Annotated in this window: 14 protein-coding genes and 1 pseudogene; 2 read left to right on the forward strand and 13 right to left on the reverse strand. The window is 73.8% G+C overall.

The window, feature by feature from the left end; genetic code table 11:
* Positions 1-7 precede the first annotated feature (7 nt).
* From lipB to ACIQF6_RS15770, 4 genes are all read right to left on the reverse strand, one after another.
* Positions 8-778, reverse strand: a complete 771-nt coding sequence (gene lipB / locus ACIQF6_RS15755; RefSeq protein ID WP_400895337.1) for a lipoyl(octanoyl) transferase LipB — start codon at positions 776-778, stop codon at positions 8-10.
* A gap of 152 nt (positions 779-930) precedes the next feature.
* Positions 931-2,823, reverse strand: coding sequence for a helix-turn-helix domain-containing protein (locus ACIQF6_RS15760; RefSeq protein ID WP_400894769.1), 1,893 nt, complete (start codon positions 2,821-2,823; stop codon positions 931-933).
* Between the two features lie 124 nt (positions 2,824-2,947).
* Positions 2,948-4,300, reverse strand: coding sequence for an MFS transporter (locus tag ACIQF6_RS15765; RefSeq protein WP_400894771.1), 1,353 nt, complete (start codon positions 4,298-4,300; stop codon positions 2,948-2,950).
* Positions 4,301-4,368: 68 nt separating this feature from the next.
* Positions 4,369-5,142: a 3-hydroxybutyrate dehydrogenase gene (locus tag ACIQF6_RS15770; protein WP_400894773.1), complete on the reverse strand. Its 774-nt coding sequence runs from the start codon at positions 5,140-5,142 to the stop codon at positions 4,369-4,371.
* Between the two features lie 298 nt (positions 5,143-5,440).
* On the opposite strand from ACIQF6_RS15770, the gene ACIQF6_RS15775 reads away from it, so the two are divergent.
* The gene (locus ACIQF6_RS15775) at positions 5,441-7,048 is read left to right on the forward strand and encodes a regulator (protein WP_400894775.1); all 1,608 of its coding nucleotides are present in this window, start codon (positions 5,441-5,443) and stop codon (positions 7,046-7,048) included.
* A gap of 178 nt (positions 7,049-7,226) precedes the next feature.
* On the opposite strand, the gene ACIQF6_RS15780 is transcribed toward ACIQF6_RS15775, so the two are convergent.
* Positions 7,227-8,540, reverse strand: a complete 1,314-nt coding sequence (locus ACIQF6_RS15780) for an FAD-dependent oxidoreductase (protein WP_400894777.1) — start codon at positions 8,538-8,540, stop codon at positions 7,227-7,229.
* Positions 8,541-8,855: 315 nt separating this feature from the next.
* The gene (locus ACIQF6_RS15785) at positions 8,856-9,785 is read right to left on the reverse strand and encodes a TIGR01777 family oxidoreductase (protein WP_400894779.1); all 930 of its coding nucleotides are present in this window, start codon (positions 9,783-9,785) and stop codon (positions 8,856-8,858) included.
* A 94-nt stretch (positions 9,786-9,879) separates the two neighbouring features.
* Here ACIQF6_RS15785 and ACIQF6_RS15790 point away from each other — a divergent pair, with 94 nt between their 5' ends.
* The gene (locus ACIQF6_RS15790) at positions 9,880-10,383 is read left to right on the forward strand and encodes a GNAT family N-acetyltransferase (RefSeq protein WP_400894782.1); all 504 of its coding nucleotides are present in this window, start codon (positions 9,880-9,882) and stop codon (positions 10,381-10,383) included.
* A gap of 67 nt (positions 10,384-10,450) precedes the next feature.
* On the opposite strand, the gene ACIQF6_RS15795 is transcribed toward ACIQF6_RS15790, so the two are convergent.
* The 7 genes and pseudogenes from ACIQF6_RS15795 to cobU form a co-directional block, all read right to left on the reverse strand.
* A complete protein-coding gene (locus tag ACIQF6_RS15795) occupies positions 10,451-10,966 on the reverse strand; it encodes a DUF4240 domain-containing protein (protein ID WP_400894785.1) in 516 nt (171 codons plus the stop codon).
* A 140-nt stretch (positions 10,967-11,106) separates the two neighbouring features.
* Complete coding sequence (gene sucB, locus ACIQF6_RS15800; protein ID WP_400894787.1) at positions 11,107-12,888, reverse strand: 2-oxoglutarate dehydrogenase, E2 component, dihydrolipoamide succinyltransferase; 1,782 nt, start codon at positions 12,886-12,888, stop codon at positions 11,107-11,109.
* A 58-nt stretch (positions 12,889-12,946) separates the two neighbouring features.
* Positions 12,947-14,335 (reverse strand): dihydrolipoyl dehydrogenase, encoded by a 1,389-nt coding sequence (gene lpdA / locus ACIQF6_RS15805; RefSeq protein WP_400894789.1) that lies wholly within the window; start codon positions 14,333-14,335, stop codon positions 12,947-12,949.
* 397 nt (positions 14,336-14,732) lie between these two features.
* Positions 14,733-16,226 (reverse strand): leucyl aminopeptidase, encoded by a 1,494-nt coding sequence (locus ACIQF6_RS15810; protein WP_400894791.1) that lies wholly within the window; start codon positions 16,224-16,226, stop codon positions 14,733-14,735.
* 189 nt (positions 16,227-16,415) lie between these two features.
* Complete coding sequence (locus ACIQF6_RS15815; RefSeq protein ID WP_400895340.1) at positions 16,416-17,159, reverse strand: adenosylcobinamide-GDP ribazoletransferase; 744 nt, start codon at positions 17,157-17,159, stop codon at positions 16,416-16,418.
* A 142-nt stretch (positions 17,160-17,301) separates the two neighbouring features.
* Entirely contained in the window at positions 17,302-18,420 is a 1,119-nt protein-coding gene (locus ACIQF6_RS15820) for a nicotinate-nucleotide--dimethylbenzimidazole phosphoribosyltransferase (protein ID WP_400894793.1), read from the reverse strand.
* Between the two features lie 11 nt (positions 18,421-18,431).
* Positions 18,432-18,980 (reverse strand): annotated as a pseudogene (cobU, locus tag ACIQF6_RS15825) (bifunctional adenosylcobinamide kinase/adenosylcobinamide-phosphate guanylyltransferase); the annotation flags it as partial.
* Between the last annotated feature and the right edge of the window lie 99 nt (positions 18,981-19,079).

The following is a 19,079-nucleotide window of genomic DNA, read 5'->3' on the forward strand; positions in this document are numbered from 1 at the left end:
GCGGGGATCAGACCTTGAGGGCCGGCTCGGGGAGTTCGGCGAACACCTCGGCGAGCGTGCGCTCCACCGTCCCCACCGCGTCCGAGACCGGGAACGGACGGGCCAGCTCGCCGCTCAGCGACGCCACCCCGGCGTCCCGGATGCCGCACGGGACGATCTTGTCGAAGTACGTCATCTCCGGGTCGCAGTTCAGCGCGAAACCGTGCATCGTCACCCCGCGGGCCACCCGCACGCCGATCGCCGCGAGCTTGCGGTCGTCGCCGCGCTGGCCCGCGTTGGACGGCGCGTACTCCGGGCCGGCGAGGCGCGGGTCGATGCCCAGCGGCAGGCCCATCCGCAGCGTCAGCTTGCCGATCTCCACCACCTTCGACGGGTCCGCCACCGCACCGGGGATCTCCGCGCCCAGCTTCCACACCCCGCTGCGGCCCTCCACCCGGGTGGTCTCCACCCCGAACGCGGTGCACGCCCGGATCAGTGCCTCCTCCAGCCGGCGCACGTACGCCACCACGTCGATCGGGTCCGGCAGCTTCACGATCGGGTACCCCACCAGCTGGCCCGGGCCGTGCCAGGTGATCTCGCCGCCGCGGTTCACCTCCACGACCGGCGTCCCGTCCAGCGGCAGGTCCGCCGGGTTGGTGCGCTTGCCCATCGTGTACACCGGGTCGTGCTCCAGCAGCAGCACCGTGTCCGGAATCTCGTCCGCGACGCGCAACGCGTGCAGCCGCTGCTGCTCCGCCCACGCCTCCTGGTAGGGGACGGTCCGCTCGCCTATCCCCATCCGCACGAACCGCACGTTCTCGCTCACCACAACACTCCCTGCCTGCCGGCCGGCTCAGCCCAACCTCGCCACTGTACGCCGTGGATTCGGACCGCCGGCGGGCGCGAAACCGGGGGCGCGCGGGGGCACCGGCGCGCGGACGCCTGTTCTCCTCACCCCGCTGCCAGGAGCAACAGCCGGAGGGCCAGCTGGAGCTCCAGCGCCCGCTCCGGCTGGTTCCAGTCGCGGCCGAGCAGGACCTCGACCCGGTCCAGGCGTTGCACCACGGTGTTCACATGGACGTGCAGCAGGTCCTTGGCGCGGGTGAGGCTGCCGCCGCAGTCGAAGTAGGCACGGAGGGTGCGGACCAGTTCGGTGCCGCGCTTGGCGTCGTAGTCGAGCAGCGGGCCGAGCGTCGCGCGGACGAAGCCCTCGACGTCGTGGCCGTCGCCGAGCAGGACGCCGAGGAAGCCGAGGTCGGCCGCGCACGCGCCGTCGCCCTCGCGGCCGAGCACGTGGAGGGCGCGGACGCAGCGCACGCCCTCGGCGTAGGCCGCGGCCAGCGGGACGGGCCCGCTCGCGGCGCGTCCGGTGCCGACGGTGACGGGTGTGCCGACGAGTCGGGCCAGGCGTTCCGCGGCGAGCGCGGCGACCGCGCCGTCGCCGGTGCTGTCGTGCGGGACGAGCAGCACCACGCCGTCGCCGAACTCGGCGCTGATGCCGCGCGAGCCGAACAGGTAGCGGGCGGCCGCGCCCGCCAGCCGTTCCCGGGCGTTGACGTCGGCGGCGACGGCGACCAGGACCAGGTGCGGGCGGCCCAGGTCGACGCCGAGGCGGCGGCCGCGGGCGGTGAGGCCGGCCGGGTCGCGGTCGGGGGCGGTGAGCAGGTCGGCGAGCAGTTCGCCGCGGACGCGGTTCTCGGTCTCGGCGACCGAGCGCCGCAGCAGGAGCAGCAGGGCGGTGACCACGCCGGCCCGTTCGAACACCCGCCGGTCGGCGTCGTCCAGTTCGGGTCTGCCGTGCAGCACCAGGGAGCCCAGCAGTTCCTGGCCGGCCAGCACGGCGCAGACCCACTCCGCGCCGTGCCGCACCGCGTGGCCCCCGGTGCGGGAGGAGGCGACGGCGTCGGAGAGGCCGTCGGGGGTGCCGCCGGGGCCGGTGAGCGGGGCGCCCTCGGCGTCGTGGACGGAGGCTTCGCCGTCGAGCAGCGCGGCGACCTCCGCGGCCACGTCGGCGACCTCCGCGCCGCGCAGCACGAGGTCGGTGAGCCGGTCGTGGGCCTGTTCGGCGCGCTGCACGGAGCCCGCATGGGCGCGGATGACGGCGTTGGCGGTGGCGAGTTCGGCGAGCGCGGCGCGGGTGTCGGCGAGCGACTTGGCGGTGTCCAGGGCGATCGCGGCGTGTGCGGCGAGGGTGCACAGCAGGGCCACCTCGTCGGGGGAGAAGGCGCGCGGGACGCGGTCGGCGGCGAACAGGACGCCGATCACGGTGCCGCCGAGCAGCAGCGGCACGCCGATGATGGCGACCAGGCCCTCGTCGAGCACGCCGGCGTCGATCTGGCCGGTGTGCCGGAAGCGCTCGTCGACCCGGTAGTCGTGGGTGGCGTAGGGCCGGGCGGTCTGGGCGACCAGGCCGCCGAGGCCGTCGCCGAGGCTGAGCCGCAGGGTCTGGAAGATCGGCGAGACCGAGCCGTCGGTGACCCGCATGTAGGTGTCGCCGGCCTGCTCGTCGGGGAGCGTGAGGTACGCGGTGTCGGTGCCGAGCAGCATCCGGGCGCGGCGGACGATGGCCTGGAGGACGGCGTCGAGGTCGCGGGAGGCGGCGAGGTCGCCGGCGGTGTCGAACAGGGCGGTCAGTTCGGCTTCGCGGCGGCGGTGCTGACGCATCGTCCGGTGCACCCGCAGGGCCTGCCAGGTGGCGTCGTCGATCTCGGTCAGGACCTGGGCGGGTGCGCCCTGCCGGCGGGCGTCGGCGAGGACTTCGCCGAAGTCCTCGGTGGCGGCGCCGGTCGCCAGCAGGTCGAGGAGTCGGCGCAGCGCCGGTGCGGCGGTGGTGTGGCGGTCCATTCGGTCTTCCCTGTCACTCGTGCCCCCCGTGGCCCCGTTGCCCGCGGCCCGCTTCGCAGAACGGGCCGGGGCCGCGCCGCCGGGCGGGTGCCCGGTGACGCGGCCCTGATTTTGTCGGAAGTGGTCAGACCGCAGTAGCGGCCTTCACGGAGTCCCCCCGAGCGTCGTCCGTCCCGGTGAGGTCGGCGCCGCGGGTCTCCCGGCCGCACAGGACGGCGAGGACGGTGATCGCGGCGGCGATCGCCACGTACACGGCGATCGGCGTGGCGCTGCCGTAGTCCTTGAGCAGGGCGGTGGCGATCAGCGGGGCGGGGGCGCCGGCCGCGACGGAGGAGAACTGGGCGCCGATGGACGCGCCGGAGTAGCGGGTGCGGGTGGCGAACAGTTCGGAGAAGAACGCGGCCTGCGGGGCGTACATCATGCTGTGGAAGAACAGGCCGACGGTGACGGCGGTGACCAGCGCGGTGAAGTTCTCCGTGTCGACCATGCCGAAGAACACGAAGGCCCAGACACCGACCCCGACCGCGCCGACCAGGTAGACCGGTTTGCGGCCGACCCGGTCGGAGAGCGCCCCGAACACCGGTATCAGCGCGAACTGGATCGCCGAGCCGATCAGGACGGCGTTCAGCGCGGTCTGCTTGGGCAGGTGGGCGTGGCCGACGGCGTACGCCAGGACGAAGGTGGTCATCACGTAGTACGAGATGTTCTCCGCCATCCGGGCGCCCATCGCCACCAGCACGTCCCGCCAGTGGTCGCGCAGCACCGCCACCAGCGGCGGCTGCTGCTTCCCGGCGCGCTGCTCGGCGGCCGCCAGCGCCGCCTTGAACAGCGGCGACTCGTCGACCGCCAGCCGGATCCACAGACCCACCATCACCAGCACCGCGGACAGCAGGAACGGCACCCGCCAGCCCCAGTCCAGGAACGCCGCGTCCGACTGGACGGCCGTCATCAGCGACAGCACGCCGGCCGCCAGCAGGTTGCCCGCCGGGGCGCCGCCCTGCGGCCAGGACGCCCAGAAGCCGCGCCGCCGCCGGTCGCCGTGCTCGGAGACCAGCAGCACCGCCCCGCCCCACTCGCCGCCCAGCGCGAAGCCCTGCACCAGCCGAAGCACCGTCAGCATCACCGGCGCCGCCACGCCGACCTGGTCGTACGTCGGCAGGCAGCCGATCAGGGTGGTCGCCCCGCCCATCAGCAGCAGGGACAGCACCAGCAGCTTCTTGCGGCCGATCCGATCGCCGAAGTGCCCGAACACCAGCGCGCCCAGCGGCCGGGCGGCGAACCCGATCGCGTAGGTGAGGAAGGACAGCAGAGTGCCCGTCAGCGGATCCGACTTCGGGAAGAACACGTGCCCGAAGACCAGCGCCGCAGCCGATCCGTACAAGAAGTAGTCGTACCACTCGATCGTGGTGCCGATCAGGGAGGCGGCGACCACCCGGGGCAGGGAGGCGGGTCTTGCGACGTCGGGAGAGGAAGCCATCGGAATTCCCCTTGCTGTGGTGGGGGGTGAGGGAGTGTCGGGACCTTATCGGCCCGCCGCGGCCGGACTCAGTGCGCGGTCCAGCCGCCGTCCACCGGCAGGCTCGCGCCGGTGATGTAGGAGGCGCTCGGGGAGCACAGCCAGACCGCGAGCTGTGCCACCTCCTCCGGTTCGATCAGCCGCTTCACGGCGGTGCGGTCGAGCATGATCTGCTCCACCACCTCGTCCTCGTGGATGCCGTGCGCCAGCGCCTGGGCGGCGATCTGCTTCTCCACCAGCGCGGTGCGCACGTACGCCGGGTTGATGCAGTTGCTGGTCACCCCGTACGGGGCGCCCTCCAGCGCGACGGTCTTGCTCAGGCCCTCCAGGGCGTGCTTGGCCGTCACGTACGCCGACTTGAACGCGCTGGCCCGCAGGCCGTGCACCGAGGAGATGTTGACCACCCGGCCCCACCCGCGCTCGTACATGTGCGGCAGGGTGCGGCGCAGGATGCGGAACGGGGCCTCCACCATGACCCGCTGGATCAGCGTGAACCGCTCCATCGGGAACTCGTGCACCGGCGCGACGTGCTGCAGGCCGGCGTTGTTGACCACGATGTCCGCGTCGGCGGGCAGGGCCTCCACCGCGTCCGGGTCGGACAGGTCGGCCACGTGTGCGACCCCGCCGATCCGCTCCGCCAGCTCCTCGGCGGGGGCGGCGGCCAGGTCGACGACGTACACGCGCGCGCCGGCCGCGGCGAACGCCTCCGCGCAGGCCCTGCCGATACCGGAGGCGGCGCCGGTGACCAGCGCGGTGCGGCCGTGCAGCGAGGGCTGGGGGAGCGGGTCAGAAGTGGTGTCCATGGCCGAGAACGGTAGGAATCCGCGGCCCCCGCAACGATGTGGGCGGACACCACAGCATCCCGGCCCTGCATGGTGCCGTCCGCCATGCTGCCCGAGGGCGGGCAACGGCCCTCGAACTCAAACACGCGGCGCCCGGGCTTCCTCAGAACGGGCGGGCCTGGTTCACCCGTTCGGAGGACCGGTGGGCCGAATCCACCCATAGCGTCCCAATGCTCGCTACATTCGCGCCGATTCCCGATCAGGGGGCGCTGTCCCGGGCAGGAGGGGCCGGAACGGCGCCTGAGAGGTGTGGACTGCTATGCCCCAACGGCCCGTAATCGACAGCCCGGCGTACCGATCGCTCGACCCGCTCGACCCACGCCAAACCGGAGCGGTCGAGACCCCTCCGCGCGCCGCCGAGCCCGCCGACCCACCGTCCGGCGGACGCGCCCAGAACCCCCAACTCGCGGCACTCATCGAGGAGTCCGGCTTCTCGCACGCCGGCCTCGCCCGCCGGGTCGACCAGCTCGGCCTGGAACACGGCCTCGACCTGCGGTACGACAAGACCTCCGTCACCCGCTGGCTGCGCGGCCAACAGCCGCGCGGCGCCACCCCGGCGCTGATCGCCGAGGTCTTCACCCGCCGCCTCGGCCGCCGCCTCACCGCCCAGGACGTCGGCCTGGACGCCTGCGCCCCGGTCTACGCCGGGCTGGAGTTCGCCGAGACCCCGCAGGAGGCCGTCGACATCGTCGCCTCCATGTGGCGCAAGGACAACGGCCCCTACGCGGAACTCCGCAAGATCGCCTTCACCCCGGCCGGACTGGTCGTCCCCAGCCGCGACTGGCTGATCGGCCGCACCGACGAACGCGTCGCCCGGGACGGCACCACCCTCACCCCCGAGGAGCTCCGCACACCCCCGCCAGGAGCCTCCGCCCGGGTCCCCCAGCAGGGCTCGCGCCGGCCCGGCGGCAGCGCCCTCGAACCCGCCGCCGCGGACCCCCGGGAGACCAGGCCCCCGGTCCGGGTCGGCCGCGGCGACATCGCCGCGATCCGCGCCGTCGGAGACCTGTTCCGGGCCCTCGACCACGCGTACGGCGGCGGCCACGCCCGGCAGGCGCTGGTCCGCTACCTGGAGAGCGAGGCCGAACCGATGCTCCGCGGCCGCTACGGCGAACAGATCGGCCGCGCCCTGTTCGGCGCCGTCGCCGACCTCACCAGGCTGGCCGGCTGGACGTCCTTCGACATCGCCGCGCACGGCCTCGCCCAGCGCTACTTCGTGCAGTCGCTGCGGCTCTCCCAGGCGGCCGGCGACCGGATCCTCGGCGGCTTCGTGCTGACCACCATGAGCCAGCAGGCCGTCCACCTCGGGCACGCCCGCGAGGCCATCCAGCTCGCCCGGGTCGCCCAGCAGGGCGTCGGCACCACCGCCGCGCCCGTCGTCCAGGCCCTGATGCACGCCGCCGAGGCCCGCGGCCACGCGCTGGCCGGCGACGTCCGGGCCTGCACCACCGCCCTGGTCCGCTGCGAACGGGCCCTGGCCACCGCCCGCAGCGGCGACGACGTCCCGTCCTGGGCCCGCTACTTCGACGACGCCCAGCTCGCCGACGAGTTCGCCCACTGCTACCGGGACCTCCAGCAGTGGCGGCCCGCCGCCCAGCACGCCGAGAAGTCGCTGCGGCTGCGCGCCCCCGCGTACGCGCGCAGCCGCATCCTCTGCCGCCTCGTCCTCGCCTCCGCCCGGCTCGGCATGGGCGACGTCGACGAGTCCTGCTCGATGGCCACCGACAGCCTGCGGGCCGCCGGCGAGATGCGCTCCGCGCGGACGGTCGAGTACCTGCGCGACTTCCACCGGCGCCTGGCGCCCTACCGCACGACGCCTGCGGCGCGCGCGTTCGAGGAGGCCACCCGGCAGGCGGGGGTGATCTGAGTGACCTGACGGCCCCGCAGGGGCCCGGGGAACGGCGGGGCCGAGCTGCTGGTGAGCAACGGGGCGAGAAAGGTTCCGAAGTTTCTGGTTCCCAAGGACGGGACCAGAAACGGTGGAACGCCCAACGCCCCGTTGTTCCCCAGCGAACTCGGCCCGCCGTTCCCCGGGCCCCTGATTGCTACGCTGCCGCCTCCACGACCTCCGGTTCCGTCCGGACGCCCAGGTCGCGCAGGACGGCGCTCGCGGCCCGCCGGCCCGAGGCGATGGCGCCTTGGAGGGTGCCGGTGTCGCGGTGGTCGCCGCAGGCGTAGAGGCCGGCCAGGAGGCGGACGGAGCGGCGGAAGTGGTGCGGCGGGGGCATCGAGACGACGGCGTCGGGGGCGTGGCGGACGGTCAGGAACTCCCAGGCGGTGGTGGAGGTGCCGTAGAGCTCGGACAGGCGGCGGCGGACCACGGGTTCGTCGCCGGCCGGGCCGCCGGAGTCGAAGGCGCGGCGGCCGAGCACGGTGGTGGCGATCAGGGCGCGGCCGTCGGGGGCGTAGGAGGGGTCGGCGTCGCTGAGCACCAGTGAGTGGGAGATGCCGGTGCGTTCGGCGTCGAGCAGCAGCACGGGTTCGCCCAGCGGCGAGCGGTTGGCGGCGTGGTAGTAGGTGGTGACGGGGTGGAAGCCGGGCTGCCGCAGGCCCGGGAGCAGGGTGGTGGCGGTGGCCGCGTCGGTGGCGACGACGACCGCGCGGGCGCGGATCCGGCCGTGCGCGGCGGTCTCCACGCCGTCGGTGCCGACCGAGGTGACGTGCACGCCGAAGCGCACCGTGCCCTCCGGGAGCCTCGCGGCGAGCTGGGCGGGGACGGCGCCGATCCCGGCGGCGGGGATGCACAGCCGGCCGAGGGCGTAGGCGCGCAGCACCAGGTCGGCGACCCGGCTGGAGGTGCCGAGGGTCGGGTCGGAGAGCAGTGCGGCGAGCAGGGGGCGCAGGAAGCCGTCGACGGTGCGGCCGGGCAGGCCGCGGTCGACCAGGGCCCGGGCGGCGGTGGTCTCCTGACGGGAGAGCAGCCGCGGGGCGGGGGTGGCGGCCAGCCGGGTCAGTGCACTCGCGAGCCGGGCCCGGTCCAGTGGTGTGCCGAGCGGGCTGCGGGTGGCGGCCTGCCGGGCGGGGGTGAGCTGCGGGTCGCCGACCCGGTAGGTGCGGCCGCTGCTGTGCACCAGGACGCCGGGGGCGAGCGGACGCAGGTCCAGCCGGTCCAGGTCGAGGTGGCGGGCGAGCTCGGGGTAGGCGGTGTTCAGCAGGTGGCCGCCGAGGTCGAGGCGGAAGCCGTCGAGTTCCCGGGTGGCCATGCGGCCGCCGACGCGTTCGGTGGCTTCCAGGACCTGGACGTGCAGGCCCTGGGCGGTGAGCGCGGCAGCGGCGGTCAGCCCGGCGACGCCGGCGCCGACCACGATCGCGTCGGGGTCGGTGGCGTGGACACGGCTGATGAAGTCATGTGCGGGCACGAGTGGGTGCTCCCTCCCTGGCGGAGCCCTCCGCTGCCGCCGCGCACAGCAGTGCCCGCGAGTGAGCGGGGGTGCCGGGGCGGGCAGCGGGGAGCGAGGACAACGTGGTCCGTCGTTGTGATGCCCCGTCATTCGGCTGCCCAGACCGACGGCCGCCACCCAATCGGTTCATACCACTGGCGGGGCGACACGGTGGGGCGGCTCCGTCACCCACCGTGCGTCAAACAGGGCGCGCGGGGCAGGGACGGGCGCACACCGTCACCGCCCACGCCCCACGCGCCGTCCCCATGCACCCGTGCGCCCCCCGACGTTCCGTCAGCTCCGGGACCGCCCGAGCGCAGCTGCGACGATCGATTCCGGATCCGGGTGGAGAAACTCGAACCCCGCCTCCACCAGGGCTTTCGGTACCACCCGGTGACTGCCGACCACCTCGACGGCCATCTCCCCGAGCACGGCGCGCAGCGCCCACTCCGGCACCGCGAACACCGCGGGCCGGCCCAACTGCCGGGCCAGCTCGGCGGTCAGCTCGGCGTTGGTGACGGCGGTCGGGCCGGCCACGTTGACGGGGCCGCCGAGGTCCTGGCAGTCGATCAGGAAGCGCAGCGCGGCCACCTCGTCGGCCAGCGAGATCACGCTCCAGTACTGCTTGCCGCTGCCGAGCCGGCCGCCCAGCCCGAGCTTGAACAGCGGCAGCAGCCGGGCCCCCGCGCCGCCCCTCGGGTCGAGCACCAGGCCGGTGCGCGGGTGCACCACCCGGATCCCGGCCGCCGCGGCGGGCTGCGCGGCCTGCTCCCACGCCTGGCACACCTCGGACAGGAAGTCGCTGCCGCTGGGCGCCTGTTCGTCGATCAGCTGGTCCCCGGTCTGCCCGTACCAGCCGACCGCGGACGCGCTGACCAGCACCTTCGGCGGGGCCTTCAGCCGGGTCAGCGCGGCGGCCAGCGTCTCGGTGCCGAGCACCCGGCTGTCCCGGATCTCCCGCCGGTAGGCGTCCGACCAGCGTCGGTCCCCGACGCCCGCGCCCGCCAGGTGCACCACCGCGTCCACGCCTTCGAGCGCGGCGCCGTCGATCTGCATCAGCAGCGGGTTCCAGCCGACCCCGACCGTCCCGTCCGGCTGCGGACCGGTGCGCGAGCGCCGCCGCACCAGCCGCAGCACCTCGTGCCCGTCCCCGACCAAGGAGTCCACCAGCGCGGACCCGATCAACCCCGTGGAACCTGTCACCGCGATACGCATACCGGCCATCCTCGCAGCCCTTACCGGCCCGACCGGGCAGCCGGGCCGGTCCGGCACCGGCGGTACGACAATTCCGGGCGGGACCTGCGGGGGAGCGCCTAGCATGATCGCCATGCCATCGACCGATCTGATCATCCGACCTGCCGTGGAGCAGGACGAACAGGCGATCCGCACCCTCGACAACACCGTCTGGTCCCCGCTCAGCGAGGTCACCCCGAAGGGCCCGGACGACGCACCGGTCTTCGACCGGCAGCACCGGCCCGCGCAGTACCTGCTGGCCGAACTCGACGGCGAGCTGGTCGGCTACATCCGCCAGGTGCAGGAGATCCCGCTGGAGTCCAGCGCCCACGTCCGGCAGATCCAGGGCCTGGCGGTGCTCCCGCAGGCCCGCGGCCGGGGCGTCGGCGACGCCCTGATCGCCGCTGCCTGCGACGCCGCCCGCGCCATCGGCGCCCGCCGGATGACCCTGCGCGTCCTCGGCCACAACGCGCCCGCCCGCCGACTGTACGAGCGCAACGGCTTCGCGGTGCTCGGCGTGCTGCCCGAGCACTTCCTGCTGGAGGGCGCCTACGTGGACGACGTCTGGATGGGCCGCGCCCTGGACTGATGCCCGGAGCCGGGTGCCGTCCGGACGGCCGCCACCCGGACGGCACCCGCCGGCGGCCGACGGGCCGTCAGTCCCCGTACAGCTCCGACAGCCGCGGGTAGCGGGCGGTCATCGCCGCCCGGTCCGCGAAGTCGAACGAGGTGCCCTGCGGCGCGCGCGGCTGACGCACCCCCAGGTCCGGCAGCGGCAGCCCGGTCAGCCGCTCGTACGCCTCGTCTGCGGCGTACCCGAGCTCCTCCGCGTCGCCGTCCTCCTCGTCGTCGAAGTCGGGCAGCAGCTCGGCGAGTTCGTCCGGGTCGTGCACCCCGCCCTCGAACACCTCCCGGCCCTGGGCGATCAGCCAGCAGCGGAAGTAGTCGAAGCTGTCCTCGGAGGCCCCGCCGAGCAGCAGGTACGCGGCGCCCCACAGGTCCACCGTGTACGCCCGCTGGAACCGCGCCTCGAACTGCCGGGCGAAGTCCAGCACATCGTCCGGGGCCAGCCCCATCAGCCGCTCCACCAGGGCCTGCGCCTGCTCGTCCGGATCACCCCCGGCCGCGTCCCGGGAGTCGTCGATCAGCTGCCAGAATGCCGTCTCGTCCATCACCGCTCCAGCATCCACAATCCGCACCGCGCCCGCACCCGATCGCACCGCTGACGGCACAGCCCGACAAGTGCCCGGACATGCGGAAGCCCCGCACCGTCCGGGGACGGTGCGGGGCTTCCGGGCGAAACCGGGATGCCTTACAGGCCGAGCTCGACCTCGAACTCGCCGGCCTCCAGGATCTCCTTGACCGCGACCAGGTAGCGGGCGGCGTCCGCGCCGTCCACCAGGCGGTGGTCGTAGGAGAGCGACAGGTAGGTCATGTCGCGGATGCCGATCGCGGTGCCGCCGTCGGCCTCGATCACCACGGGGCGCTTCACGGTCGCGCCGATGCCCAGGATGGCGGCCTGGTTCGGCGGAACGATGACGGTGTCGAACAGCGCACCGCGCGAACCGGTGTTGGAGATGGTGAAGGTCGCACCGGACAGCTCGTCCGGGGTGATCTTGCTGTCGCGGACCTTCGACGCCAGCTCCGCGGTCTTCTTCGAGATGCCGGCGATGTTCAGGTCGCCCGCACCCTTGATGACCGGGGTCATCAGACCCTTCTCGGAGTCCACCGCGATACCGATGTTCTCGGTGTCGAAGTAGGTGATGGTGCCCTCGGCGTCGTTGATCCGGGCGTTGACGACCGCGTGGGCCTTCAGCGCCTGGGCGGCAGCCTTCACGAAGAACGGCATCGGGGACAGCTTCACGCCCTCGCGGGCCAGGAAGGAGTCCTTCGCCTTCGCGCGCAGCGACATGATCCGGGTGACGTCCACCTCGACCACGCTGGTCAGCTGCGCCTGCTCGTGCAGGGCCTTCATCATGTTGTCGCCGATGACCTTGCGCATGCGGGTCATCTTGACGGTCTGGCCACGCAGCGCCGACGGCGCGGCGGCGGCCTTCGCCGGGGCGGCGGCAGCGGGGGCGGCGGCGACCGGAGCCGGCGCGGCCTTCGCGGCCTCGGCGGCGGCGATCACGTCCTGCTTGCGGATGCGGCCACCGACACCGGTACCGGCGACGGAGGACAGCGCGACGCCGTGCTCGGCGGCGAGCTTGCGCACCAGCGGGGTGACGTAGGCGTCACCGGCGTCCGCGACCGGCGCGGCAGCGGCCGGAGCGGCGGCGACCGGGGCCGGGGCGGCCGGAGCCACCGGGGCGGCCGGAGCCGGAGCGGCGACCGGGGCGGCGGGCGCGACCGGCGCGGGGGCCGGGGCAGCGACCGGAGCCGGAGCGGCGGCGACCGGGGCCGGCGCGGCCGGGGCAGCGGGGGCGGCCGGAGCGGCGACCGGGGCCGGGGCGGCGGCGACCGCGCCCGCGGCGCCGATCAGCGCCAGCTGGGCGCCGACCTCGGCGGTCTCGTCCTCGCCGACCAGGATCTTCACCAGGGTGCCCGCCACGGGGGAGGGGATCTCGGTGTCGACCTTGTCGGTGGAGACCTCGAGCAGCGGCTCGTCGACCTCGACGGTGTCACCCTCGGCCTTCAGCCAGCGGGTGACGGTGCCCTCGGTGACCGACTCGCCCAGCGCGGGCAGCACCACCGGGGTGGCGTCGGCGGCCGGCGCGGCAGCCGCAGGGGCCTCCGCGACCGGGGCAGCCGGAGCGGCCGGGGCGACCGGCGCGGCGACCGGGGCAGCCGGGGCCTCGGCGACCGGGGCCGGAGCGGCCTCGGCGACGGGCGCCGGGGCGGCGGCGGGGGCGCCCGAGCCGTCGTCGATGATCGCCAGCTCGGCGCCCACCTCGACGGTCTCGTCCTCGCCGACCTTGATCGAGGCCAGGATGCCGGAGGCCGGCGCCGGGATCTCGGTGTCGACCTTGTCGGTGGAGACCTCGAGCAGGGGCTCGTCCATCTCCACGCGCTCACCCTCGGCCTTCAGCCAGCGGGTGACGGTGCCTTCGGTCACGCTCTCGCCCAGCGCGGGCAGTGTTACTGAGACCGCCATGGTTCCAGCGACTCCTATCAAGTCTTGCGTTCAGGAATGAAGGGGGACGGGGGCGCGATCAGTCGTGCGCGTGCAGCGGCTTGCCGGCCAGCGCGAGGTGGGCCTCGCCGAGGGCCTCGGACTGGCTCGGGTGCGCGTGGATCAGCTGCGCGACCTCGGCGGGCAGGGCCTCCCAGTTGTAGATCAGCTGGGCTTCGCCGACCTGCTCGCCCATGCGGGCGCCGACCATGTGGACACCCACGACGGCGCCGTCCTTGACCTGGACCAGCTTGATCTCGCCGGCGGTCTTGAGGATCTTGCTCTTGCCGTTGCCCGCCAGGTTGTACTTGAGGGTGACGACCTTCTCCTTGCCGTACTGCTCGACGGCCTTGGCCTCGGTCAGGCCGACGGAGGCGACCTCCGGGTTGGAGTACGTCACCCGCGGGATGCCGTCGTAGTCGATCGGGACGACCTTCAGGCCGGCGATCCGCTCGGCCACCAGGATGCCCTCGGCGAAGCCGACGTGGGCCAGCTGCAGGGTCGGGACCAGGTCGCCGACGGCGGAGATGGTCGGCACGTTGGTGCGCAGGTACTCGTCGACCAGGACGTAGCCGCGGTCCATCGCGACGCCCTGCTCCTCGTAGCCCAGGCCGGTGGAGACCGGGCCGCGGCCGATGGCGACGAGCAGCACGTCGGCCTCGATGGACTTGCCGTTCTCGGTGGAGACCCGGACGCCGTCGGCGGTGTACTCCACGCCGGAGAAGCGGGACTTCAGCTCGAACTTGATGCCGCGCTTGCGGAACGCGCGCTCCAGCAGCTTGGAGGAGTTCTCGTCCTCCAGCGGCACCAGGTGGGGCAGGCCCTCGACGATGGTGACGTCGACGCCGAAGGACTTCCAGACCGAGGCGAACTCGCAGCCGATGACGCCGCCGCCGAGGATGATCGCCGACTTCGGGATGTAGTCCAGCTTCAGCGCGTGGTCGGAGGAGATGATCCGGTCGCCGTCGATGTCCAGGCCCGGGATCGAGCGCGGCACGGAGCCGGTGGCGAGGACGATGTGGCGGCCCTCGATGCGCTGGCCGTTGACGTCCACCGAGGTCTGCGAGGACAGTCGGCCCTCGCCCTGGATGAAGGTGACCTTGCGGGAGGCGACCAGGCCCTGCAGGCCCTTGTACAGGCCGGCGACGACGTCGTCCTTGTACTTGTGGACGCCCTTGATGTCGATGCCCTGGAAGGTGGCCAGGACGCCGAAGTCGGCGGCTTCGCGGGTCTCGTCGGCGACCTCGGCGGCGTGCAGCAGCGCCTTGGTCGGGATGCAGCCGCGGTGCAGGCAGGTGCCGCCCAGCTCACCCTTCTCGATCAGCGCGACGCTCAGCCCCAGCTGAGCGCCACGGAGGGCCGCGGCGTAGCCGCCGCTTCCGCCTCCGAGAATGACTACGTCGAAAACGGTGCTGGCGTCGTTCGCCACGTCACGTCCTCCATGCAAAAGGTGCGGATCGCCGGGCCGGTCGCGGTCCGGTGGGTGAGAGCCCTTGTAAGGGCGCCCAGTCGTGCCGGAAATACATCTTTGCACTTGTTGGCGGCGGGTGGCGTCGGAGGGTGCCCCGGCCCGGCCCCGGTGCGACCCGCGAAGCGGTGGGGTGACCTGGTCCCGGAGGTATCGTCCCAGCTCACGGCCGGGAAATCGGCATTCGGAGGTACTCCGTCCGGGGGGCTTCGCCGTAGCAGTTCCGTCCTGCGGAATCAATTTTCGCCGGAGGCGAACAGCTGGCCGGATTGGCACCGGTGCCTACCGGCTGGTAATGCGTGTGGGGCCCGGCACCATCGGTGCCGGGCCCCACACGGTCGATCACTCGATCAACGGGTCACTTGCCCGCGGCGGTGTCCTCCGCGAAGCGGACCAGGGTGCGCACCGCGCTGGCGGTGCCGCCCTTCGGGGTGTAGCCGGTCGGGCCGCCCTCGTTGAACGCCGGGCCGGCGATGTCGAGGTGCGCCCAGTCGATGCCCTCGGCGACGAACTCCTGCAGGAACAGGCCGGCCACCAGGCCGCCGCCCATCCGCTCGCCCATGTTCGCCAGGTCCGCGACGGTCGACTCGACCATGCCCTTGCGCAGGTCGGGCAGCAGCGGCATCGGCCAGGACGCCTCGCCGACCGCGCCCGCGGTCTCGTGCAGCTTGGTGCGCAGCGCGTCGTCGTTGGCCATCACGCCGAAGGTGCGGGCGCCCAGCGCCATCATCATCGCGCCGGTCAGGGTCGCCACGTCGACGATCACGTCGGGCTGCTCCTCGCCGGCCCGGACGATCGCGTCGGCCAGCACCAGCCGGCCCTCGGCGTCGGTGTTCAGCACCTCGACGGTCTTGCCGCCGTACATCCGCAGCACGTCGCCGGGGCGGGTCGCGGTGCCGGACGGCATGTTCTCCGCCAGCGCCAGCCACGCCGTCACGTTGACCTGCAGGCCCAGGCGCTTGGCGGCGACCACGGCGGCGAACACCGCGGCGGCGCCGGCCATGTCGCACTTCATGGTCTCGTTGTGGCCGGCCGGCTTCAGCGAGATGCCGCCCGAGTCGTAGGTGATGCCCTTGCCGACGAACGCCAGCGAGGCCTTCGCCTTCGGGTGGGTGTAGGCCACCTTCACCAGCCGCGGCGGGTTGGTGGAGCCGGTGCCGACGCCGAGGATGCCGCCGAAGCCGCCCTTGGTCAGCGCCTTCTCGTCCAGCACCTCGACCTTCAGGCCGTGCTCCTTGCCGGCCGCCTGCGCGATCGCGGCGAAGGACTTCGGGTTCAGGTCGTTCGGCGCGGTGTTGACCAGGTCGCGGGCCCGGTTCATCTCCTCGCCGATCGCGGTGGCGCGCTCGACGGCCGCCTTGGCGTCCTTCGAACCCTTGCGGTCGGTCAGCAGGACCAGCTCGGCGACCGGGGCCTTGGACTCGGCCTTGTAGGCGCCGAACGCGTACGAGCCGAGCAGGGCGCCCAGCGCGACCGCCTCGACGTCCTCGGCGGAGGCGGCCGGCAGCGCCAGCGCGGCCTTCTTCGAACCGGCCAGGGTGCGGGCGGCCGTACCGGCGGCCTTGCGCAGCTCCTCGGCGCCGAACGGGCCGTCGACGGCCTCGCCCAGGCCGACGGCCAGCACCAGCGGAGCCTTCAGGCCGGCCGGCGCGGGAAGCTTGACCGCCTCACCCTCGGCACCGGTGGCGCCCAGGGTGGTGAGAACCTCGGCCAGCTTGCCCTCGAACGCCTCGACGACCGCCTCGGCGCCGGTCGCCACGACCAGGCCCTTGGGGCCCTTCGCCACGCCGATCACCAGGGCATCCGCGCGCAGGCTCGCGGCGGAGGAGGTGCTCACAGACAGTGCAGTCACGACAAATGCGTCCTGTTCTTTCGCGGTCCACAGCCGGTGACGGCTCCGTTGCCGACCGGCAAACCCGGGCAGACTCCGCGGCAAAACGGGGCATGGGGCCAGGGTGCTCACCGCATGGTAGTCCGCATATTGGGATCTCGCCGCCCCGCCTGCCGCCGTGCACGAACCGCCGTCGACCGTGACGGTGCGTCACATCAGTGCGAGCGCCACCAGGGTCGCGGTCGCCGAGGTCTCCACCAGCGCCCCCAGCACATCGCCCGTCACCCCGCCGAAGCGCCGCACGCACCGCCGCAACAGGCCTGCGGCGACCGCCGTCCCGACCAGCACGGCCACCCCGCCCTGCCACCGCCACGCCGCTGCCGCGCCCGCCGCCAGCAGCGTCACCGCCGTTGCCGCCACCGGGCTCACGGTGCCCGCCACCATCGCCCCCAGCCCCCCGGGCCGGGCGGCCGGCACCTGTCGCAGGCAGCCCCACAGCAGCGCGGTGCGGCCGGCGACGGCGGCGAGCACTGCCGCGCCCGCCCCCCGGCCGAGTGACGTCTCGAACTGGCCTGCCAGTGCGCCGACTTGAGCAAGCATCAGAATGACGAGGGTCAGCACGCCGAACGGGCCGATGTCCGACTGCTTCATGATCCGCAACGCGTCCTCGGCGGGCTTGCCGCTGCCCAGCCCGTCCGCGACGTCCGCGATCCCGTCCAGGTGCAGCCCCCGCGTCACCGCCGCCCCGACGCCCACCACCGCGACGCCGCCCAACAGCCCGCCGCCCCGCCACGCCACCAGCGCCCCCACCGCACCGGCCAGTACCCCCACCACCAGCCCCACCACCGGCGCCACCACCATCGCCGCCCCACCGGCCGCCCGGTCCCACCGGTGCACGCGCACCCGAAACACCGTCAACGTCCCGAAGGCGAAGCGCAGAGCGTGCGAAACCAGGGGCGCGGGGAACTGCGCGAAGTCGGAAGACGACGATGTAGAGCCCTCCGTCGAGAGACTCTCTGCGCGCTCGGCCCCCGGCTGTCCGGTGTCCTCGTTGCTCACCAGCCAAGGCCTCTCACGTGCAGGTTCTCATCAGCGCTCAGTACCGCCCGAGCAGCTCCGCCGCCGTCGGCAGCTTGGCCGGCGCCCGCGGCGGCAGCGGCTTCGCCGACGGGACGGCGGCCGGCTCGGCGAGGGTGTCCGTCGCGGCCTGGAGGAGGGGCAGGGCCAGGACCGCGGAGATGCCCTCGCCCATGGTGACGCCGGCTTCCTGGAGCGGGGCCAGGGTGAGGCGGTCGTAGGCCTTGGCCTGGGCGGGTTCGCCGGTGAGCGCGGCGGCGCGCCACCACTCGGGGGCGCGGAAGGCGATCCGCTGGGCGACCAGCGCGCAGGCCGCGGAGACCACGCCGTCGAGGACGACGGGGAGCTTGCGGACGGCGGCCTGCAGCAGGAAGCCGGTGATCGCCGCGAAGTCCGCGCCGCCGGTCGCGGCGAGCAGCGCGAGCTGGTCGCCGAGCACCGGGCGGGCCCGGCGCAGCGCGTCGCGGATGGTGGCGCACTTGACCATCCACACCCGGTCGTCGATGCCGGAGCCGCGGCCGGTGACGGCGGCGGCGTCGGTGCCGCACAGGGCGCCGATCAGGACGGCGGCGACGGTGGTGGAGCCGACGCCGAGGTCGCCGAGCAGCACCAGGTCGGTGCCGGCGTCGGCCTCCTCGTCGGCGACGTCCATGCCGGCCCGGAAGGCCCGGGTGGCTTCGTCGAGGGTCAGCGCGTTCTCGGTGTCGATCCGGCCGGAGCCGCGGCGGACGCGGTGGCGGACGACCTCGTCGGGGAACTCGGCGGGGTCGGCGTCCACCGCGATGTCGACCACCCGGACGTCCGCGCCGTAGCGGCGGGCGAGCACGGAGACCGGAGCGGTGCCGTCGAGCACGGCCCGGACCCGGTCGGCGGTGCCGCCGCGGGCGTCGAGGGTGGAGATGCCGAGCGAGGCGACGCCGTGGTCGGCCGCGAACAGCAGGACCTTGCTGGTGTGCAGCGGGCGGGTCGGCGCCTCGCCCTGCGCGGACGCCAGCCAGGCCGCCAGCTCCTGGAGCCGGCCCAGGCCGCCGCGCGGCATGGCCAACTGCTGCCAGCGCTCCTCGGCGCCGCGCCGCGCACTCTCGTCAGGCCGTTCGACGAGCGAGGAGAAAGTGTCGAGATCCACGGTGGTGTCCATCGCTCGGCAATCTACACGGCTGTCGCTTTGATGGTCAGCACCTGTCCTGCGACCACCAGCAGCACCTGCTCGGAGGCGTCGGCGACGGCCATGTTGAGCCGCCCGAGGGTGTCCCGGAACCGCCGCCCGGAGGCGGTGGCGGGGACCACGCCCATGCCCACCTCGTTGGAGACCGCGACGACGGTCCGCCGGGTGCCGGCCCAGGCCGCGGCCAGCGCCGCGCAGCGGGCCTCGACGGCCTCCCGGCCGCCGTCCAGCCAGCGGTCGTCGTCCCAGGCCCGGTGTTCGTCCATGACGGCGGTCAGCCACAGCGCCAGGCAGTCGATCAGCACCGGCGCCGGGTCGCTGTCGTCGGCCAGCACGGCCTCCAGTTCGCAGGTCTCCGCGGTGCGCCAGCGGGCCGGGCGGCGGGCCCGGTGCAGTTCGACGCGGTGCGCCCAGTCGGTGTCGCCGTCGCGGGCGCCGGAGGTGGCGACGTACAGGACGTCGGGACAGGAGGCGAGCAGCTGCTCGGCGCGGGTGGACTTGCCGGAGCGGGCGCCGCCGAGCAGCAGGGTGCGGGGAAGGGCCATGCGATCATCCTGCCGGACGGCGCATGCCCGCCTGCCGGGTGGGCACGCTACTGTCGCAACCCTTCAGCAGCAGCGTTCGATCCGAAG

Source organism: Kitasatospora sp. NPDC092948, from assembly GCF_044754805.1.
Classification (GTDB): Bacteria; Actinomycetota; Actinomycetes; order Streptomycetales; family Streptomycetaceae; genus Kitasatospora.

Coding starts and splice junctions, on each gene's coding strand:
- lipB (WP_400895337.1), bottom strand. CDS start 778: ATGGGGATAGGCGAGCGGACCGTCCCCTACCAGGAGGCGTGGGCGGAG.
- ACIQF6_RS15760 (WP_400894769.1), bottom strand. CDS start 2,823: ATGGACCGCCACACCACCGCCGCACCGGCGCTGCGCCGACTCCTCGAC.
- ACIQF6_RS15765 (WP_400894771.1), bottom strand. CDS start 4,300: ATGGCTTCCTCTCCCGACGTCGCAAGACCCGCCTCCCTGCCCCGGGTG.
- ACIQF6_RS15770 (WP_400894773.1), bottom strand. CDS start 5,142: ATGGACACCACTTCTGACCCGCTCCCCCAGCCCTCGCTGCACGGCCGC.
- ACIQF6_RS15775 (WP_400894775.1), top strand. CDS start 5,441: ATGCCCCAACGGCCCGTAATCGACAGCCCGGCGTACCGATCGCTCGAC.
- ACIQF6_RS15785 (WP_400894779.1), bottom strand. CDS start 9,785: ATGGCCGGTATGCGTATCGCGGTGACAGGTTCCACGGGGTTGATCGGG.
- ACIQF6_RS15790 (WP_400894782.1), top strand. CDS start 9,880: ATGATCGCCATGCCATCGACCGATCTGATCATCCGACCTGCCGTGGAG.
- ACIQF6_RS15795 (WP_400894785.1), bottom strand. CDS start 10,966: ATGGACGAGACGGCATTCTGGCAGCTGATCGACGACTCCCGGGACGCG.
- sucB (WP_400894787.1), bottom strand. CDS start 12,888: ATGGCGGTCTCAGTAACACTGCCCGCGCTGGGCGAGAGCGTGACCGAA.
- ACIQF6_RS15820 (WP_400894793.1), bottom strand. CDS start 18,420: ATGGACACCACCGTGGATCTCGACACTTTCTCCTCGCTCGTCGAACGG.